At 41.1% G+C, this 1,337-nt stretch carries 1 protein-coding gene; it reads right to left on the reverse strand.

All coding sequences use genetic code 11. The features are described from left to right. Positions 1-54 precede the first annotated feature (54 nt). Positions 55-1,233, reverse strand: a complete 1,179-nt coding sequence (locus tag D1839_RS20120) for an IS256 family transposase (protein WP_120381540.1) — start codon at positions 1,231-1,233, stop codon at positions 55-57. Positions 1,234-1,337: the final 104 nt, after the last annotated feature.

A 1,337-nucleotide genomic window follows, 5' to 3' on the forward strand; every position in this document is an offset into this window, starting at 1 on the left:
GGGACTGTCAATAATTTTGTGTAAATAACCGAATACCTTTTCTCGTAGTTCTTGTTACTTGTTAAACATATCTGTTATTTCAGGTCTTGCTTGATCAAAACCAATGTGACAACGTGTCGCAAAACGCCGATTGTATTCTTCGAATTGGGTGACAAGAAAGCGGTCCAGGGATTCTTCATTGGGAAACTGTTCCTTACGCTTACTATACTTTTTGATTTTCTTATTAAAAGACTCAATCAAATTGGTAGAGTAAATACTTTTTCTAATAGACTTAGGGAAGTCATAAAACGTGAAAAGATTCTGGTTATCTTTAAGGGATTGCGTGATCTTTGAATAGGATTTCTTCCACTTATCTATAAATGCTTGTAACGCTTTCTCAGCTTTTTCTTTATCATCCGCACGGTACAATGTCTTCAGGTCTTCACATATTTCCTTTCGGTCTGAAACACGAACTTTATGAGCGATATTACGGGAGACATGGACGAAACAGGTTTGGTACTGGGCTTTAGGAAACACCGAATGTATGCTTTCTTTGATGCCCTTTAATCCGTCTGAAATAAAGAGGAGTACCTCCTCCACACCACGAACCTGAATGTCCTCGATTAACTCTTTCCACACATAGGCAGATTCGGTTGGAGCGATCGTGTAAGCGAGCACCTCTTTCGAGCCGTCTTCTCGGATTCCGACGGCAATATAGACAGCTTCTTTGGACACGGTATCTCGCTTGACGGGAAGAAAGGTCGCATCTAAATATACACAGACGTAACGGTTGGATAAGGGCCGTTGGCGGAACGCCTCCACTTCTTGGCCCATCGCTTTCGTCATATTTGAAATCGTTTGAGGCGTGTAGTGATGCCCGTACATCCGTTCAATTAAATACGATACTTCAGACATCGTGACACCCTTCTGAAACATATGAATGACGAAGGATTCCAACGTATCATTGGTACGTTTGTAAGGCGACACCGTTTGTTGTTTAAATTCCCCATTCCGATCACGAGGGATGGAGAGTTCCAGCTCACCATACTCCGTTTTCAGCGTTCGGGGATAGGAGCCATTCCGAGAATTTCCGGAATTAAAGCCCAAGCGATCATACTTTTCATAGTCTAAGAAAGCCGTTAATTCCGTTTGAAGCAGCGTATTTACCGCCTTTTCCAGATGGCTGCGAAAAATTTCCGTAATATCCTCTTTTTTTGCTAGAGCTTGTATAATATCTGATGTAAAATGATCCATAAGGGAAGACCTCTTTTCTTGGGATTTTGTGTGGTAACTTGATTCTACAAGAAAAGGTCTTCCTTTTTCTATTTATTCATTTACACAAATTATTTTACGCTCTC

The sequence above is a fragment of the Roseburia sp. 1XD42-34 genome (assembly GCF_009917385.1).
Classification (GTDB): Bacteria; Bacillota; Bacilli; order Bacillales; family Amphibacillaceae; genus Virgibacillus.

Excerpts from the sequence above, each read along its gene's own strand:
- D1839_RS20120 (WP_120381540.1), bottom strand. The coding sequence starts at position 1,233 with ATGGATCATTTTACATCAGATATTATACAAGCTCTAGCAAAAAAAGAG.